Raw genomic sequence first — 16,854 nt, 5'->3', positions numbered from 1 at the left:
AAAAGCGCCCCTGCAAGCCCCCGGGGCAATCGGCAGGCAGGAATTAAAGAATAATTTACAGGCAGGCTTCAATTTACCCACTCCCCCTTAGTATCAGAAACACAGCTTTTTATAATCAAAGTACAATTACTTGCAATTTATTTTTCCATAGGCTACTTTCGCGTAACCTTAAACCGGCTTTCGGTACGCTTCACTACATTCAACCGATATGAAAAGAATTCTTTCCTCCGCAGAGTTACTGGTCATCGTGATTATTGCCATGGTGCCTGTATTTGCCAGCTTTCCCTATCGCATTAATATTTTTCTTTCCTGGGAAGGCGCCTACCGGATGTACCAGGGGCAGGTACCCTATAAGGATTTCGGCATGCCGGTGGGATACATGTATTGGGTAATTCCCGCCACCTTCTTTAAAATATTCGGGCCCCAGCTTATTACCCTTATCAAGGCCCAGGCATTTCTTAACCTATTGGCCGGATTGGCATTCCGCTCTATTTTCAAGAGCCTGGGCGTGCAGCCAGGCATCCGTTTTGCCGCCGTACTGGTATTCTGCCTCTCCTATACCTTTTTCAATTATTGGCCCTGGTACAACCATACGGTAATCGTATATGAGCTGATCGGTTTGGCCTTCCTCATGCATTTTATCTTCTCCCCATCCACCGGCAAGTGGCAGTATGCCTCCCTGGTGACTTCGGGCTTTTTCATATTCTGCTCCTTCTTTACCAAACAGGATGGCGGCGGGCTGGCCCTGCTTATTTGCCTGGCCTTATTGGGTTATATCGCCCTCTCCGAAAAGAAATGGCTGCCACTCCTGGTCTTTATCGCTTCGGTATTCATTACCGGCCTGGCCATGATACTGCCGGTAACCGGCACTTTTGGCTACTGGTTCAACCATGGCCAACCGCCCCATAGCTCCCGCATGTCGATCAGCGATATTTTACGCGATTTCCTGGCAGGCTCCCAATGGCTAAAATTCTACCTATTCCTTATTGTATTGCTGCTGATGGTAGCCATTAAGAACTGGAAAGCGTTTTGGCTCAACAAACAGCAAATGATCTTTACGCTGCTTACCCTGGGTATCCTGGCACAGGCCGCTATTTTCCAGGTAACAAGCTATGTACCGGTCGACAACAATATCTTCTTCCACAGCTTTGCTTTTGTGTTCATTCTTTCTTTGCTCTCTTTATTGCTGCCCATACAATTCGACAGCTGGAAACCCGTCATCATTTGTGCTGCCGGGGTCATGCTCTGGTGGAGTCATGTTTACTGGCGCTACATCGACCGTTTTGTATTGAAAGGAAGCGGTGAATCTTATACCACCATGACTCATGAAGGGCATATCTATGCCGACGTAGTGAACCGCAATACCTACATGATCAATCTTGACACCACCGATATTCCCCTCGACCAATGGCGTACCCCCAAGCTGAAGTCATTTGAAAAAGTACTCCTGCCCAATCCCACAGTAGATGGTATTGAACGCCTGATGAATATGGACCTGGTTCAACATGGCAAGAACCTGAATGTGCTCAACATGAGTGAGTTGACGCCCCTGGCAGCCGAAATACCTTACGAGTTGGAACGTGGTCCCGAATATCCCCTCTGGTTCCATAAGGGCGTAGGTATGTTCGATAAGGAAACCAATATGTTCATCAACCGTATTCAAAACAAACATTATGACCTGGTTTTGTTTGAATACATTCCTTACCTCAACAATTTCTATCCCTTTAAAATACGGGAAGCATTACAAGCCAACTATAAGAAAGTGGATGTATTTGTAGCGCCCCGCAAACCCAGTACCGATGCCTGGGTGGAAGTATATGTGAAGCCATAAGTTGATAGCCCGTAATTGGTTACCGGATGGTTATCAGCCTGGCAACAGGCATATAAAGGGATTAATTTAGTATATTTAGTAAAATTAATCCCATGAAATATCTCCTGTTATCTTTGACTATGATCGGCTGCCTGTTACACCTGCCAGCAGGCGCTCAACAGGAACAGGAAAGGCTGGACCTGCCGGGTGATAACCTGAATCTCTACGCAGTCCTGAAGCTTTTCCAGTCTTCTGAAACCCTGGAAGGATTTGAAAGAGCCCTCAATGATCAATCCAACAATATCAACAACCTCGACCTGGATGGAAATAACGAAACTGATTATATACAGGTAAGTGATAATGCAGAAGGCAATATCCACAACATTATTCTGAAGGTGGCCATGAGCCGTAATGAAGACCAGGATGTGGCAGTGATCGTTGTAGAAAAGACAAAGACGGTCAGGCCAAAATCCAAGTAATAGGTGATGAAGACCTGTATGGTAAGGACTATATCGTTGAACCCAATTATAGTTCGGGCACCAATACCAGCGGCGAAACACCCAATCCGGGTTATTCGGGCAATGCCAGTACTGGCAGCGCCCGCGCCGACAATAACAATGCCACTGTTCAATATACCACTACCTACCAGGTAGCTACCTGGCCCATTGTGCTGTTCATGTATCAGCCCGTATACATAGGTTGGCGCTCACCCTGGTATTGGGGTTATTATCCACCTTATTGGCGGCCCTGGCGGCCTTTTTACTGGCACCAGTACTATACCTATCATTACTATTGGGACTATTATTATTTTGGGCATTACCGTCGTTGGCACTATTACCGTTTTCCCGGCTGGCGCAACCGCTATTATGGCAATGGCGGCTTCAGGCGGCGGGCCCCCATCTACCAAACCCGGTTGCAGCGAGGCGACTTCCGCACCACCTATTCCCGGCCCGACCTTGCCCGCGAAGGCTCGGCCATGTTCAAAAGAGATCATCCCAAAGCGCCTTCCGTCAACAATAAACTGCCCGCCTTCGATAATGGTGGCCGGCCAGTGATGACCCGGCCAGCCGTTACGCGGCCTACCCGGCCCGGTACGACCACCCTGGCACCACCCGGCCTGTTACACGGCCCACCAACCCAACAACCAGACCGGTGACCCGGCCTGCCCCCAATCCGGGAAGCGGCACCCGACCCACCACCCGGCCATCGCAACCTACCACCCGGCCAACGACAAGGCCTACGCAGCCCACTACCCGTCCGGCTACCCGGCCTTCCACCCAACCCACTACCAGACCCACCACCCGTCCCGCAGGCCAAACCCGACCGGTTACACGGCCAGCACAGAAGCCGGGTTCATAAACCTTAAAGACGAGTAAAAAATATTCAACCATCAACAAATCTGAAAAATCATAATATCGTACATAAAGGCGGATCACCCCGGGAATGGATATACACTAAGCTTGAAAAACGGAATCAATGCATTTGGACAGGTACGATTGCCAGGCTGTTGAAGGCACCGATAGCTTTGTTTTTGAAAGTATTGGCCCTAAAGGAGCCATCAAAAGGTGGTTAACTACCAATTAATGCCATGGCATATAGGTCATATTCAGGTAGTTAACCTTGCTTTTGGAGATTGGAACCAGGAGGCACAAACAATAGATGACCTGGTTATTTCCAATAACAATGACCGTGATAAGGTATTGGCTACAGTTGCATTTACTGTATTAAGCTATACTGAAAAATGTGGCAATATAGCTATTCATGCAGTAGGTGCTACGCCTACCAAAACCAGGCTTTATCAAATGGGTATCAACGCCTACCGGCTGGAAATAGAAAAAACATTCCTGATCTTCGGCTTCATTAAAGATGAATGGTATCCGTTTCACTCCGGTATCAATTATGAAGCTTTTTTAATATTTAAAAATAATCGTAAATTCGATTAATCAAAAAAGAGGTTGCTATGTCATCCAAATTTTCCAATGAGTTAAACAATGCGAAAGGCAAGTGGAAGGTGGCTACTGTTAAGGACACAGTAGATTATAGCAAGGATGAGTTTTTTATAAAGAAAGCTGAAAAAGCAAATGAAATTCTTTCCAAATCCAAGAAAGTTCTACCCAATGGTATGATTCTAAGAAGAATAGAGCAATAATCAGAATACAACCTATCTAAATAATTCCAGCCTCCAACCAGAAGGCTTTTTCATGCCCTCATCTGTCCAACACTCTCTATCACAATGGTGTCAGAATAGCAGGGATATGGTAGGATACCAGCTCCGTTACTTCACTGTAAAAAGTCAGGTAAACAACCACTCCTTATCTTAACAAAAAAAGGGGTAAACACCGGTCAAATAGACCCGCCACCCCATTTTTGTCCGAGTTTGGTCCCTGTTTGGTCCGTCTTTGGTCCCTGATTGGTTGGAAAAAGATTGCCTTAAGGTTGTCTTAACCTAGCCTTAAGGTAGGCACTTAAAGCGCACTTACTAAGGGTTGATCATGCAGCGAGGCTACTAAAAACACCAGGAGCCTCCCAAATCAGGGTTCAGACACTTACATTTGCGCAAAGAATTCACTATCAGCAGCAGGGGCACAAATATCCTGGCCAGTCCAATTGAATACCTGAAGGGGGTAGGCCCCCATCGGGCCGAGCTTTTGCAGAAAGAGCTGGGAATCTTCACGTTCAAAGACCTGCTGGAGCATTTTCCCTACCGGCATATCGACAAAACCAAGGTGAGCCTTATCCGGGAAATTGGGCCACAAACTGATTTTATCCAGATTGCCGGACGCATTACCAGCATGGGTATTATGGGCGAAAAACGGTCCAAACGGATGGTCGCCGAAATCAAAGATGCCTCAGGCATATTGGAGCTTACCTGGTTCCAGGGCATTACCTGGATCGAAAAATGCTGGTGGTAGGTAATTCCTACCAGGTATTTGGAAAAGTAAGTTTTTTCCAGGGCGCCCCTCAAATGACCCATCCCGAAATTGAGCCCCTGGCAGAGGAGTCGCCCAGTGCCCGGAATTTCCTGGAACCGGTATACTCTACTACCGAAAAATTAAAAGCCCGGGGCCTCGGCGCCCGGCAGATCGCCAAACTTACTCAGGGGCTTTTCATGCACCTGGGTGAAAAAGAACTGCCAGAAAACCTGCCCGATTATATATTACAACCGCTCAATTGGTGCCCCGGTACCGGGCCATTAGCCATATACATTTCCCCCTTCTACCGAAGCCTGGCAACAAGCCATGAACAGGCTCAAATTTGAAGAGTTCTTCATCGCCCAGCTAAGAATGCACCTGGTCAAGGCCAAAAGGCACCGCTATTCCAGGGGAGTCGTTTTTGGTCAGGTAGGCGAACTTTTCAATACTTTCTACGAAAAATACCTGCCCTTTGAACTTACAGGGGCGCAGAAAAGGGTGATCAAGGAAATCCGGAAGGATACAGGCAGCGGCAAACAAATGAACCGCCTGCTGCAGGGTGATGTAGGCAGTGGCAAAACCATTGTAGCCCTGCTGGTTATGTTACTGGCTGCCGATAATGGCTATCAAAGCTGCCTGGTAGCCCCCACAGAAATATTGGCCCGCCAGCATTTTGCCGGCCTCACCAAACTATTGAAAGACCTGCCGGTGAATATCCGGATCCTCACCGGTTCAAGCAAAGCAAAAGAACGCCGGGAGATCCTGAAAAAGCTGGAAGCAGGTGAGATACAATTACTGGTGGGCACCCATGCAGTAATAGAAGATACGGTGGTGTTCAAAAACCTGGGTATGGCCATTGTAGACGAGCAACACCGCTTTGGAGTAGCTCAAAGGGCCAAATTATGGGGCAAGGCCTCCATCCCACCCCATATGCTGGTGATGACAGCCACCCCATTCCACGCACCCTGGCCATGACGGCCTATGGTGACCTGGATTATAGTATCATGGACGAATTACCTCCCAACCGAAAACCCATTTTAACCGTACATCGTTATGATACGGCGCGCAGCCAGGTAATGGGTTTCATCAAGGCCGAAATTGCACAAGGCAGGCAGGCTTATATCGTGTTCCCCCTCATCGAAGAATCGGAGAAACTGGATTATGAAAATCTCATGAAGGGATATGAAAATGTGAAAGCTTATTTCCCTGAGCCCAAATACTGGATGAGCATGGTGCATGGCCGTCAAACCACCGATGTGCGGGAAACGAATATGCAACGTTTTAAGAACAACGACACTCAAATTCTGGTAGCAACCACCGTGATCGAAGTGGGTGTAGATGTGCCCAATGCCAGTGTAATGGTGATTGAAAATGCAGAGAAATTTGGCTTATCACAATTACACCAGTTGCGTGGACGTGTAGGACGGGGTGCTGAAAAGAGTTTTTGCATATTATTAACAAGCACCAAGCTCAACAATGATGCGCGTGAGCGGTTAAAGACGATGGTGGAGACAACGGACGGGTTCAAAGTGGCGGAAAAAGACTTAGAATTGCGCGGACCAGGAGATATTGAAGGTACCCGGCAAAGTGGCCTGCTGAATTTCAAACTGGCCAATATTGTAGAAGACAGGCAATGGCTGGAAGCAGCCCGGACAGTGGCCGAAAAGATTGCAGAAAATGATCCCGATCTTACTGCTGCAGAAAACGGGCGACTAAAGGAATACCTGCAATCATTACAAGGTAAAACAGCCTGGAGTAAGATTTCGTAATTTGCATTTCAAGTTCAACAAACGATCTATACAGTATTCAATATCCGGTGAAAAAAACGCTACTCTTTATTAGCCCCATAATCGACTGTTTATACTGCTTAAAAATTGGATTAAAAACCCCTTGGTACCTATAAGAACCGGGGCGAATTGACGTTTTTATTAAGTAATTTGTAAAAAATAAATCTTTGGGTAGGAAAAGTTTGATAGTTACTGTGCTTCTCATAGCCGCCACCCTACAGATTGCTGCACAGAGTGGCTCTTCGGCTTTTGAATTCACAGAAAATAAAGGTCAATGGGATAAACAGGTGCGCTTCAAAGGTGAAGTATCCGCCGGCGCCTTTTATATTCAAAAGAATGGCTTTACCGTAGTACAGCACAATGGGGATGACCTGAATAATTTCTTTCGCCGTCACCATAAAGTGGATGCGCAAGGAGGTGGCGGTGGCGGGATCAGCCGGCCCGACCGTGGCCCCAATAGCAAGCCGGGAAAACCAGGCACCGGGCAACCTGCTCCTACGCCTACCGGTCCTGTGGTCCGGTCTCATGCCTACCGGGTACAGTTTCTGGGCGGCGATGAGAACAGTGTGGTAGTGCCCGACAAACAAGTCCAAACCAATACCAGCTATTTTATTGGCAATGATCCTTCCAAATGGGCCGTTAATGTATCCGTCTATCAGGCCATCGTTTACAAGAATATCTATCCCAATATTGATATTCGCTATTATTCCGAATATGGCCGCCTGAAATACGACCTCATTGTACATCCCGGTGGTGAAGTGAGCAATATTGCTATGAAATACGAAGGGGCCGACAAAATATCGGTTAAGAACAATGAACTCATCATTAAAACCTCTGTAGGTGAACTGAAGGAACTATATCCTTATACTTACCAGTTTGATATGACCACCGGCAAAAAGAAGTGACCTGTAACTATGAACTGGTGGATAAAAATACGGTGAAGTTCAGGGTGGCCAACTATTCTAAGACAAGTACGCTGGTAATTGACCCTACACTGGTATTCTGTTCCTTTACGGGCAGTCCGGCCAACCAATATGGTTATACGGCCACACCAGGCCCGGATGGCTCCCTGTTTTCGGGAGGCATTGTTTTTGGCAATGGTTTTCCCACTACGCCCGGCGCTTATCAAACCGGATATGTGGGTGGCGATAATGTGAATAGCCTGGGCGGTATTGATATGGGCATCTTTAAATTCACACCCGATGGCCGGCGTTCTTATGCCACCTACCTGGGTGGTAATAGAAACGATTACCCGCATAGTCTCATCGTCGACGGGCAAGGCAACCTGGTCGTAATGGGAAAAACCTATTCTTCCAACTGGCCAGGTACTGTAAGGGGTACAGGTGGCGGAGCTGATATTGCTGTAGCCAAATTGAATGCTACCGGTACCGGCCTTATCGGCGCTTTACGCATCGGTGGTAGCGGCGATGATGGCGTAAACATCAAGAACCAGATTGAAGGTGGCGGACAGAAAACATCTACCGTACGTTTTTATGGCGATGATTCACGCAGTGAAGTAATACTGGACAATAACAACAATATTTATATCGCCGCTCAGACGCAATCTACTAGTGGCGGTAGCCTGTTTCCCGTCACCGGGGGTGTATTCCAGGGTACACCAGGAGGCAGACAGGATGGTGTGGTGATCAAGATCAACCCTTCCTGCAATGATATTATATGGGCCAGTTACCTTGGTGGCGCCAATGATGATGGCGCTTTTGTATTGGCCCTGAATCCGCTCAACAATGAATTGTATGTAGGCGGTGCCACAACCGATGGCACACGCTTTCCCGGCGCCAATAGCCCGGGCGCTTACCAGGGTACTTACCAGGGCGGTATAGCCGATGGTTTTGTATCGAGGATATCCAATAACGGCGCTTCGCTTATCAGTACTACCTTTTTTGGGCACCGGCTTTTTTGATGCCGTATATGGCCTTAAATTCGATAGGGCAGGTATCCCCTATGCTATGGGTGTTACAGAAGGGGCCTGGCCGGTATTGAATGCCGCCTATAGCATTGCTAATTCGAAACAATTTATCGTTAAACTGAAAGCCGATCTCACGGGACTTATTTATTCCACTGTTTTTGGTAATGGTTCGGCAAGACCCAATATATCACCGGTAGCCTTCCTGGTTGACCGTTGTGAGAATGTGTACATCTCTGGCTGGGGTGGCTGGCTGGAGCCCGGCAGCGATCCTTACCAAATGGATGGTGTAGGCAATATGCCCACCACGCCGGATGCCATCAAACTGACTACTGACAATCGCGATTTTTACTTTATCGTGATCAAGCGTGATGCCTCGGAATTATTGTATGGTACCTATTTTGGGCAAAGTGGCGGTGAAGGGGAACACGTAGATGGTGGTACCAGCCGTTATGATGCCCAGGGTGTGATTTACCAGGCCATCTGCGCCAACTGTTTTGGTTCACAGGAGTATCCCATTACCCAATCCTTTCCCACAACGCCGGGTGTTTGGGCCGAGCGTAATGGCAGTCCCCAATGTAACCTGGCCGCTGTTAAGATCGCCTTCAATTTTGCCGGCGTAGCTTCGGGGCCCAAAGCATTTTTTAATAACCTCCCCGATACGGTAGGCTGTGTACCCTTTACCCTCCAGTTCAGGGATACGGTACGCAATGCCAAATCCTATGAGTGGGATTTTGATGGCGATGGCGTTACCGACCGCATCACCACCAACTTTGAGGAATCCTTTACGTTTACTACCATAGGCACTTACCGGGTACGCCTGATCGCTGTTGATCTTTCTACCTGTAACCAGCGGGATACCGCCTATGTTACTATCCGGGTAAGAGACGATCCGGCTGTTATTGACTTTGATGCAGTGAAAGACGGCCCCTGCGAATCCCTGGGTTTCAATTTCATCAATAATTCCACCCCCCGGCAAGTAAACCATTTGGTGCCACCAGTTTTGCCTGGGATTTTGGTGATGGTACGCCCATTGTACCTACCAGTAAAGATCCGGTGAAGCACTATTTTACAGCGCCCGGCACTTATCCCATCCGCCTGATCCTGCTGGATACCAACTATTGTAATGGGGGCGACTGGAAACAGGTCAATTTAGGGGTAGTAGCTAATGTGGAAGCCAGGGTAGAAACGCCCAAGATGGGTTGCGCTCCGTATGATGCCTATTTCAACAATACCTCCCTGGGCGGGCACGATTATTTATGGGATTTTGGTGATGGAACTACATCCACAGAAATGAGCCCCACCCATCGATACGATGTTATTGGCACTTATAATATCAGGTTGATCGTGATAGACTCCAATACTTGTAACAAAAGAGATACCCTCGATTTCAGTATTGTTGTCAACACCAAACCCACCGCTGCATTCAGTGTTACGCCTATACCACCCCAGGTGAATAAACCCACCATTTTCCTGAACCAATCAATTGGTGGCAAGGAATACCACTGGTTCTTTGGCGATGAAGATTCTACCAAAACCTTTACCATGGAAAATGTATCTCATCAATACAATACAACTGGTAAGTTTACGGCTAAGCTGATCACCTATAATGAATTTGGCTGTACGGATACGGCCCTGCGCACGGTGGAAACCCTGATCGATCCCCTATTGGATGTACCCAATGCCTTTACACCAGGCAGGGGTAATAAGAGCAGTATTGTGAAAGTGGCAGGATTTGGGATCGATAAGATGACCTGGCGTATCTATAACCGTTGGGGACAAAAGGTATTTGAAACTACCAATCGCAACCAGGGATGGGACGGCACCTTTGGAGGCAAGCTGCAACCCATGGATGTATACACATATACCCTGGATGTGGTGTTTACTGATGGTAGACCTTTGCGAAAAACGGGCGATATAACTTTGATCAGGTAAAGAATAATGATTGGTAAAGCCAACCGGAACAGCGGGGATAAACGTATATTGTATAAGCATAGGTTGTAAAGGGATTCTGCAATCGAAATATTAAAAATTGACTATGTGTGAGCCAAGCGGAATGAATCAGGAAGCAGCAGGCGATTCTGCCGGTACAATGTCATATTGTATCAAAACCGCCCTCTTTTTTATGCTGAGCGGGCTACTGATCAGCACTCGATCGGCCGCGCAAGACTTACACTTCTCCCAATGGTTCAATTCTCCGCTTACTACCAATCCGGCCAATACAGGTTTTATTCCGGATGCTGATTACCGTATCGGCGCCAATTACCGCAACCAGTGGTCCAATGTGATGGCGGTTCCTTATAAAACTTACAGCATCTGGGGCGATGCCCAGGTATTCCGCAACCGCATTGAAAGCGGCTGGCTGGGATTGGGTGGTGTAATATTGCGTGATGTAGCAGGTTCCAGCCAACTCACTTCCACCAAAGTGTATGCCTCGGCTGCCTACCACCAAATGCTCGGTATATCGCACCTGTTATCAGCCGGTTTTAACGTGGGCTGGTCCAACAAACGCATCAATACCAGCGCCCTGAAATTTCCAGACCAGTTCGATGGCAAGTTCTTCGACTCTAATTTCCCTTCAGATGGTATTCCCGAAGCCACCAATATCAATTATTTTGATGTGCAAGTGGGCCTCAACTACGCTTTTTTTTCCTAGTGATAAGGTCTACGTCAACGGCGGCGTGAGCGCCTGGCATATCAACAGGCCGCGGGAATCATTTTTTAGTAAAGACCCTGCAGGCTACGACTCACGTATATCACCCCGCTACAATGCCTTTGCCAATGCCAGTCTGAAGGTAACCGATGAGGTGATCCTGAATCCCATGGCCTATTACAGCTTACAGGCCAAATCGAATGAACTGGTGGCTGGCGCTTATGCACAGTACAATTTATCCGGCGAAGGGGAGAAATGCAAGTATTGGGCGGTTTATACTACCGCAACGGCGACGCCTTTATTCCCATGATCGGTTTTGAATACAAAAATATACGGCTTACTTTCACTTACGATGCAACTACTTCCTCTCTGAAACAATACAATAATACCCGGGGCGCCTACGAATTTGCGTTGATGAACCGGGGATTTTATGACGAGTACAATGGGGACAAAAGGCAATCCTTGTGTCCAACATTTTAAAGGAGCATACAACACTTAGAACACAGCATTCGGACGAATACGGCGTTTAGCATTCGAACATAGCATGCAGATTGGTGCAACACACCAACTTATTTCTATTGATCCACCTTAAAGCCATTGCCATTGACCTGGAAAAAATTGCTTGTAATGCCATTCCTCTTTTCCACCCTGCAAATGATTGCCCAGGGCGGCGCCGCTACTTTTGAATTTACCGAAAACAAAGGCCAGTGGGAAAAGCAGATACGTTTTAAAAGCAGCGTATCCACCGGCGCTTTCTTCCTCCAACAAAACGGATTTACGGTATTGCAACACAACGGCGATGACCTGAACCGCTTTTTCGACCGCAACCATGAAGGAGAACAACATACAGACAACAGTCATATACGGTTAAGCCGGCCCGACCGGGGCCCGGAGGGCAAACCCAATCCACCCAATGACGGCCCTCCGGTAATACGTTCCCATGCTTACCGCGTACAATTTGCCGGCGCCAATGAAAACTGTTTGGTGATACCCGAAAAACCAGTGCCCACCAATACGAGCTATTTCATAGGCAATGATCCTTCCAAATGGGCGCAGGATGTACCCGTTTACCAGGCCATTGTATACAAGGATATTTATCCCAATATCGATATCCGCTATTACTCCGAAAACGGCCAACTGAAATATGACCTGGTCATCCATCCCGGTGGCGATGTAAGTAAAATAGCCATGCAATATGATGGGCCCGACAAATTATTGATCAGGAACAAAGAACTGATCATTAAAACATCAGTGGGCGACCTGAAAGAATTGTACCCTTACTCCTACCAGTTTGATATGACCTCCGGCAAAAAGAAATAACCTGTAGTTATGAACTGGTGGATAAGAACACGGTAAAGTTCAGGGTAGCCAATTATTCCAAAACCAGTACCCTGGTCATTGACCCTACCCTGGTATTTTGTTCTTTTACGGGCAGTTCTGCCGATCAATATGGTTATACCGCCACACCCGGCCCCGATGGTTCCCTGTTTTCGGGGGCATTGTGTTCGATAAAGGGTTTCCTGTTACCACCGGCGCTTACCAGGTTGATTATTCAGGTGGTTCCAGTTCGGGCGGCGGGAAAGGCGTTGATATGGGCATTTTTAAATTCACGCCCAATGGACAACGGGCTTATGCCACTTATCTCGGCGGAAACGGGAACGATTACCCGCATAGTCTTGTGTGTGATGCCCAGGGCAACCTGGTGATTATGGGCAAAACATTTTCCAACAATTATCCGGGCACCCTCAAGGGCAAAGGAGGCGGATCGGATATTGTTGTTACCAAACTAAATGCTGCCGGTACCGGCCTTATTGGCTCCCTGCGTATTGGCGGCCTTGGCAATGACGGCGTGAACATCAAGGACCAGTTGGGATCTACCATGGTGCCCAATGCCACCTTTCGTTTTTATGGCGATGATTCACGCAGTGAAGTGATCCTCGACAAATCGAATAATATCTATGTATCGGCTCAAACCCAATCTTATGGACCTGACGATGGCATGCCGGTAACCCCTGGTGTATTTCAACCTGCTTCCGGAGGCGACCAGGATGGTACGGTAATCAAGATCAACCCAACCTGTACAGATATTACCTGGTGCAGCTACCTGGGTGGCAATAATAAAGATGGCGCCTTTGTACTGGCCATCAACCCGTCCAACCAGGAACTCTATGTAGCCGGCGTAACCACCAGCGGTAATTTTCCACCCACCAGCAAACCGGGTGTATATCAGTCCTCTTTTCAGGGAGGCGTTACAGATGGCTTTGTTTCCCGTATTTCCAATGACGGCACTACCCTTATCAATACCACTTATATGGGTACCTCTTCTTTCGACGCCATCTATGGTATTCATTTCGACAAGAGCGGCATCCCGTATATCATGGGCGTTACGGAAGGCAACTGGCCCGTTATCAACGCAGCTTATAGTAATCCCAATTCCAAGCAATTTATTGCCAAGCTAAAGCCCGATCTCTCCGGGTTTATCTATTCCACTGTTTTTGGCAATGGTTCGGCCAGGCCCAATATATCACCGGTGGCTTTCCTGGTAGACCGTTGTGAAAATGTATACATCTCTGGCTGGGGTGGCTGGCTGGTACCCAATGCTAACTCTGCCAATATGGATGGCGTAGCCAATATGCCCACCACCCCCGATGCTATAAAAACCACTACAGACAATCGGGACTTTTATTTTATTGTGATCAAGCGTGATGCTTCGGAATTATTGTATGGCTCCTATTTTGGCCAGGAAGGCGGCTTTGGCGAACATGTGGATGGCGGTACCAGCCGCTACGATGAACAGGGGTTATTTACCAGGCTATTTGCGCCAATTGTGCGCAGGACAGGGATTTTCCTATTACCCGGCGTTTTCCCACTACGCCAGGCGTGTGGGCTCCTACCAATGGTAGCCGTGATTGTAACCTGGCAGCAGTAAAGATCGCCTTCAATTTTGCCGGCGTAGCCGCTGGCCCCAAGGCTTATTTCAATAACCTGCCCGATACCATGGGCTGTGTACCCTTCACCCTCCAGTTTCGCGATACGGTACGCAATGCCAAAAGTTATGAATGGGATTTTGATGGCGATGGCGTTACGGATAAGGTAACCACCAATTTTGAAGAAAGCTTTACGTTTACCGCCATTGGTACCTACCGGGTGCGCCTGATCGCGATTGACCCCAGCACCTGTAACCAACGCGATACGGCTTATATTACCATCCGGGTAAGGGATGATCCGGCAGTCATTGATTTCAAGCCTGAAAAAGATGGCGATTGCGAGTCACTCACTTTCAAGTTTACCAACCTTTCCCAGCCTCCTCCTGGTAAACCTTTTGGCCCCAAAAGTTTTGCCTGGGATTTTGGAGATGGTACGCCCATAACCCCCACCAGTATTGCACCTGTTACGCATGGCTACGTTGCTGCAGGTACCTATCCCATAAGATTGATCTTATTGGATACCAACTTCTGCAACCAGGGTGATTGGAAACCATTGAACCTGGGTGTGGTGGCTAATGTGGTGGCGCGGGTTTCTACACCAGCTATGGGCTGCGCTCCCTATAATGCTTACTTCAACAACACTTCCCTGGGTGGTCATGATTATTTCTGGAACTTTGGCGATGGCAGTACCTCTACCGAGATGAGCCCTACCCACCTGTACAATAATATCGGCACTTATAATATCCGCCTGATCGTGGTAGACTCCAATACTTGTAATAAAAGGGATACCCTCGATTTCTCCATTACTGTCAATACCAAACCCAAGGCGGCATTCAGTATTAACCCCATTACACCCGATGTCAATAAACCCACTACTTTCCTCAATCAATCCATAGGTGGTGTACGGTACAAATGGTTCTTTGGAGATGGCGATAGCACGCTCACCACGGATATGCAAAATGTACAACATCAGTACAATGCCACAGGAACTTATACCGCTATGCTGATTACCTATAATCAATTTGAATGTACCGATACCGCTACGCGCACGGCGGAAGCGCTTATTGATCCCCTGCTCGATGTACCCAATGCCTTTACACCAGCCAGGGGCAATAGGGCCAGCATTGTGAAAGTAGCCGGATTTGGTATTGGTAAAATGACCTGGCGCATCTTTAACCGCTGGGGACAAAAGGTATTTGAAACCACCAACCGCAACCAGGGATGGGACGGGTTTTTCCAGGGTAAACTGCAACCCATGGATGTGTACACGTATACCCTCGACGTAGTGTTTACCGATGGCAGAACACAACGTAAAACGGGAGATATTACTTTGATAAGGTGAGGGGAGAATACAGCATTCAGAATACAGGATACAGAAGCCAATACTCGGCAATCGGTATTTGATTAAAGGCAAACACCTATAAAGTAATTTTTGTTACATTGTAGTAAATAGCCTTCCATGAAAATATTACTTCCCATCCTTTTACTGGCCTGTACCTATTCATTGGTAGCCCAGGAACTTCCCGACTCCAGGAAACAGGAAATTGTAATCCGCAATGTGAATGTGATCCCCATGGATAAGGAGCAGGTAATGCCCAATCAGGTAGTGGTAGTGAAAGATGGCAAGATTTCATTGCTAGGTGATGCCCGTATGGTCAAATACAGTGCCGGCGCCCTGGTGATTGATGGCACGGGTAAATACCTGACGCCGGGCCTGGCCGAAATGCACGCCCATGTGCCGCCAATAGATGATATAGCACCCATGAAGGAAGTGGTATTACTCTTTGCCCTGAAAGGTGTTACCACCATACGGGGTATGCTGGGCCATCCCCGGCATCTTGAACTACGCAGTAAACTATTAAGCGGCGAGATCATTGGTCCACGCTTGTATACCTCTGGTCCCTCTATCAATGGACAAACAGCCAACAATGAAGCTACCGCCATTAAAATGGTACGGGATCAAAAAGTGGCCGGATATGACTTCCTCAAACTGCACCCCGGTCTTACCGTTCCCAATTTCAATGCCATCGTACAAACGGCCAAAGAGGTCAATATCCCCTTTGCCGGCCATGTTTCTTTTGCAGTAGGTGTATGGCGGGCCATCGACGCAGGTTATGCTTCGATCGACCATATGGATGGCTTTGTAGAAAGCCTGGTGCCCGGTATTGAAAATATGACCGAGCAACAAATAGGGCTATTTGCCACCTTCATTGGCCACCAGGCCGATACCAGCCGTATACCCAAACTTATGAAGGGCCTGCGCGATCATCATGTATGGGTAGTACCCACCAGGCACTGGCCGAAAGATGGATCTCGCCCGATCAAACACCCGAAGCATTGGGCCAGGAGCCTGAGATGATCTATATGTCGGCCAACACCCGGACTAATTGGATCAATGCCAAAAAGAGCTTACAGAACAACCCCAACTATAAAACTGCTGAAGTGCAGAAATTTGTTGCCATACGCCGTCAACTGATCCTTGCCTGCCAAAAGAATGGCGTAGGCCTACTGCTGGGCTCTGATGCCCCACAGATATTTGATGTGCCCGGCTTTTCCCTGCACCATGAATTAACCTACCTGGTCAATGCAGGACTAACTCCTTATGAAGCCCTGCGCACGGGCACCGTTAATCCCGCTGTATTCCTGAAGCGCGAAGATGTAGGGGTCATCAAACCCGGTGCGCTGGCCGATCTTATTTTATTGAATAGTAATCCACTCACCAATATTCGCGCCACACAAGATATTGAGGGGGTATGCCTGGCAGGCAGGTGGCTTAGTAAAACCTATATTGAACAGGAACTGAAAAAGCTGGAGAAGAAATAAGGCAACCAGGCATAGAGG

At 47.9% G+C, this 16,854-nt stretch carries 23 protein-coding genes; all 23 read left to right on the top strand.

Features of this window, described 5'->3' with window-relative positions:
* Window positions 1-208: 208 nt before the first annotated feature.
* The 23 genes from RS881_RS09395 (at window position 209) to RS881_RS09285 (ending at window position 16,836) form a co-directional block, all read left to right on the top strand.
* Window positions 209-1,831 (top strand): hypothetical protein, encoded by a 1,623-nt coding sequence (locus RS881_RS09395; RefSeq protein WP_315820841.1) that lies wholly within the window; start codon window positions 209-211, stop codon window positions 1,829-1,831.
* Window positions 1,832-1,923: 92 nt separating this feature from the next.
* On the top strand, window positions 1,924-2,289 hold the full coding sequence (locus tag RS881_RS09390) for a hypothetical protein (protein ID WP_315820840.1): 366 nt from the start codon (window positions 1,924-1,926) through the stop codon (window positions 2,287-2,289).
* A 188-nt stretch (window positions 2,290-2,477) separates the two neighbouring features.
* Window positions 2,478-2,966 (top strand): hypothetical protein, encoded by a 489-nt coding sequence (locus RS881_RS09385; RefSeq protein WP_315820839.1) that lies wholly within the window; start codon window positions 2,478-2,480, stop codon window positions 2,964-2,966.
* Window positions 2,963-3,169, top strand: coding sequence for a hypothetical protein (locus tag RS881_RS09380; RefSeq protein WP_315820838.1), 207 nt, complete (start codon window positions 2,963-2,965; stop codon window positions 3,167-3,169). The genes RS881_RS09385 and RS881_RS09380 overlap by 4 nt, the downstream gene beginning before the upstream one ends.
* Before the next feature lie 224 nt (window positions 3,170-3,393).
* A complete protein-coding gene (locus RS881_RS09375) occupies window positions 3,394-3,753 on the top strand; it encodes a DUF6934 family protein (protein WP_315820837.1) in 360 nt (119 codons plus the stop codon).
* A gap of 17 nt (window positions 3,754-3,770) precedes the next feature.
* A complete protein-coding gene (locus RS881_RS09370; RefSeq protein WP_315820836.1) occupies window positions 3,771-3,959 on the top strand; it encodes a hypothetical protein in 189 nt (62 codons plus the stop codon).
* A gap of 403 nt (window positions 3,960-4,362) precedes the next feature.
* Window positions 4,363-4,722: a hypothetical protein gene (locus RS881_RS09365; RefSeq protein ID WP_315820835.1), complete on the top strand. Its 360-nt coding sequence runs from the start codon at window positions 4,363-4,365 to the stop codon at window positions 4,720-4,722.
* Window positions 4,716-5,069, top strand: coding sequence for a hypothetical protein (locus tag RS881_RS09360; RefSeq protein ID WP_315820834.1), 354 nt, complete (start codon window positions 4,716-4,718; stop codon window positions 5,067-5,069). The genes RS881_RS09365 and RS881_RS09360 overlap by 7 nt, the downstream gene beginning before the upstream one ends.
* Entirely contained in the window at window positions 5,050-5,697 is a 648-nt protein-coding gene (locus RS881_RS09355; RefSeq protein ID WP_315820833.1) for a DEAD/DEAH box helicase, read from the top strand. Before RS881_RS09360 ends, RS881_RS09355 begins: the two co-directional genes overlap by 20 nt.
* A complete protein-coding gene (locus RS881_RS09350) occupies window positions 5,625-6,491 on the top strand; it encodes a helicase-related protein (RefSeq protein ID WP_315820832.1) in 867 nt (288 codons plus the stop codon). Before RS881_RS09355 ends, RS881_RS09350 begins: the two co-directional genes overlap by 73 nt.
* A 185-nt stretch (window positions 6,492-6,676) precedes the next feature.
* A complete protein-coding gene (locus RS881_RS09345; RefSeq protein WP_315820831.1) occupies window positions 6,677-7,414 on the top strand; it encodes a DUF7948 domain-containing protein in 738 nt (245 codons plus the stop codon).
* A complete protein-coding gene (locus RS881_RS09340; RefSeq protein WP_315820830.1) occupies window positions 7,411-8,430 on the top strand; it encodes an SBBP repeat-containing protein in 1,020 nt (339 codons plus the stop codon). The genes RS881_RS09345 and RS881_RS09340 overlap by 4 nt, the downstream gene beginning before the upstream one ends.
* A complete protein-coding gene (locus tag RS881_RS09335) occupies window positions 8,411-9,493 on the top strand; it encodes a PKD domain-containing protein (protein ID WP_315820829.1) in 1,083 nt (360 codons plus the stop codon). The genes RS881_RS09340 and RS881_RS09335 overlap by 20 nt, the downstream gene beginning before the upstream one ends.
* On the top strand, window positions 9,466-10,368 hold the full coding sequence (locus tag RS881_RS09330) for a PKD domain-containing protein (protein WP_315824412.1): 903 nt from the start codon (window positions 9,466-9,468) through the stop codon (window positions 10,366-10,368). The genes RS881_RS09335 and RS881_RS09330 overlap by 28 nt, the downstream gene beginning before the upstream one ends.
* Window positions 10,369-10,558: 190 nt before the next feature.
* On the top strand, window positions 10,559-11,089 hold the full coding sequence (locus tag RS881_RS09325) for a PorP/SprF family type IX secretion system membrane protein (RefSeq protein ID WP_315820828.1): 531 nt from the start codon (window positions 10,559-10,561) through the stop codon (window positions 11,087-11,089).
* A gap of 25 nt (window positions 11,090-11,114) precedes the next feature.
* Window positions 11,115-11,396 (top strand): hypothetical protein, encoded by a 282-nt coding sequence (locus RS881_RS09320; RefSeq protein WP_315820827.1) that lies wholly within the window; start codon window positions 11,115-11,117, stop codon window positions 11,394-11,396.
* The gene (locus RS881_RS09315; protein WP_315820826.1) at window positions 11,393-11,566 is read left to right on the top strand and encodes a hypothetical protein; all 174 of its coding nucleotides are present in this window, start codon (window positions 11,393-11,395) and stop codon (window positions 11,564-11,566) included. The genes RS881_RS09320 and RS881_RS09315 overlap by 4 nt, the downstream gene beginning before the upstream one ends.
* Window positions 11,567-11,713: 147 nt before the next feature.
* On the top strand, window positions 11,714-12,406 hold the full coding sequence (locus RS881_RS09310; protein WP_315820825.1) for a DUF7948 domain-containing protein: 693 nt from the start codon (window positions 11,714-11,716) through the stop codon (window positions 12,404-12,406).
* 17 nt (window positions 12,407-12,423) lie between these two features.
* Complete coding sequence (locus RS881_RS09305) at window positions 12,424-12,792, top strand: hypothetical protein (protein WP_315820824.1); 369 nt, start codon at window positions 12,424-12,426, stop codon at window positions 12,790-12,792.
* Between the two features lie 2 nt (window positions 12,793-12,794).
* On the top strand, window positions 12,795-14,015 hold the full coding sequence (locus tag RS881_RS09300) for a hypothetical protein (protein WP_315820823.1): 1,221 nt from the start codon (window positions 12,795-12,797) through the stop codon (window positions 14,013-14,015).
* On the top strand, window positions 13,967-15,355 hold the full coding sequence (locus RS881_RS09295) for a PKD domain-containing protein (RefSeq protein ID WP_315820822.1): 1,389 nt from the start codon (window positions 13,967-13,969) through the stop codon (window positions 15,353-15,355). Before RS881_RS09300 ends, RS881_RS09295 begins: the two co-directional genes overlap by 49 nt.
* A gap of 117 nt (window positions 15,356-15,472) precedes the next feature.
* Window positions 15,473-16,372, top strand: a complete 900-nt coding sequence (locus RS881_RS09290) for an amidohydrolase family protein (protein WP_315820821.1) — start codon at window positions 15,473-15,475, stop codon at window positions 16,370-16,372.
* A complete protein-coding gene (locus RS881_RS09285) occupies window positions 16,351-16,836 on the top strand; it encodes an amidohydrolase family protein (protein WP_315820820.1) in 486 nt (161 codons plus the stop codon). Before RS881_RS09290 ends, RS881_RS09285 begins: the two co-directional genes overlap by 22 nt.
* Window positions 16,837-16,854: the final 18 nt, after the last annotated feature.

The organism is Paraflavitalea speifideaquila (genome assembly GCF_032395985.1).
Taxonomy (GTDB): Bacteria; Bacteroidota; Bacteroidia; order Chitinophagales; family Chitinophagaceae; genus Paraflavitalea; species Paraflavitalea speifideaquila.
Note: the sequence above shows the minus strand (reverse complement) of the source record. Positions and strands in the feature narration are given on the sequence as shown.

Coding starts and splice junctions, on each gene's coding strand:
- RS881_RS09325 (WP_315820828.1), top strand. CDS start 10,559: ATGCTGAGCGGGCTACTGATCAGCACTCGATCGGCCGCGCAAGACTTA.
- RS881_RS09395 (WP_315820841.1), top strand. CDS start 209: ATGAAAAGAATTCTTTCCTCCGCAGAGTTACTGGTCATCGTGATTATT.
- RS881_RS09350 (WP_315820832.1), top strand. CDS start 5,625: ATGGGGCAAGGCCTCCATCCCACCCCATATGCTGGTGATGACAGCCAC.
- RS881_RS09370 (WP_315820836.1), top strand. CDS start 3,771: ATGTCATCCAAATTTTCCAATGAGTTAAACAATGCGAAAGGCAAGTGG.
- RS881_RS09315 (WP_315820826.1), top strand. CDS start 11,393: ATGATCGGTTTTGAATACAAAAATATACGGCTTACTTTCACTTACGAT.
- RS881_RS09390 (WP_315820840.1), top strand. CDS start 1,924: ATGAAATATCTCCTGTTATCTTTGACTATGATCGGCTGCCTGTTACAC.
- RS881_RS09355 (WP_315820833.1), top strand. CDS start 5,050: ATGAACAGGCTCAAATTTGAAGAGTTCTTCATCGCCCAGCTAAGAATG.
- RS881_RS09375 (WP_315820837.1), top strand. CDS start 3,394: ATGCCATGGCATATAGGTCATATTCAGGTAGTTAACCTTGCTTTTGGA.
- RS881_RS09290 (WP_315820821.1), top strand. CDS start 15,473: ATGAAAATATTACTTCCCATCCTTTTACTGGCCTGTACCTATTCATTG.
- RS881_RS09300 (WP_315820823.1), top strand. CDS start 12,795: ATGGGCAAAACATTTTCCAACAATTATCCGGGCACCCTCAAGGGCAAA.
- RS881_RS09310 (WP_315820825.1), top strand. CDS start 11,714: ATGCCATTCCTCTTTTCCACCCTGCAAATGATTGCCCAGGGCGGCGCC.